This window comes from Pseudomonas sp. HY13-MNA-CIBAN-0226 (assembly GCF_040310305.1).
Lineage (GTDB): Bacteria > Pseudomonadota > Gammaproteobacteria > Pseudomonadales > Pseudomonadaceae > Aquipseudomonas > Aquipseudomonas gregormendelii.
On sequence record NZ_JBEOPS010000654.1, the window covers coordinates 1 to 234 of the forward strand.

Annotated in this window: 1 protein-coding gene; it reads left to right on the top strand. The window is 49.6% G+C overall.

Annotation, left to right across the window (positions count from 1 at the left end):
- Positions 1-205 (top strand): Ltp family lipoprotein (locus AAEZ05_RS30305; RefSeq protein WP_350650379.1); only part of this gene is annotated, 205 nt, incomplete at its 5' end.
- Positions 206-234: the final 29 nt, after the last annotated feature.

A 234-nucleotide genomic window follows, 5' to 3' on the forward strand; every position in this document is an offset into this window, starting at 1 on the left:
GGGTTACGACGTTTCTGACGCTACGATAGCAGTGGACAGCATGAACATTGATTGGAACCAGCAGGCGGTGAGGTCTGCGAAGCAGTATCTCAATATGATGGGCTTCTCGTGCAAAGGCCTCATTAAGCAACTTTCCTCGAGTGCTGGAGAAAAATACACTGTGGACCAAGCAACCTACGGGGCAAAACATGCAGATGGTTGCTGAAAAACGGCGTGCTTTAAATCGCCCCTAGT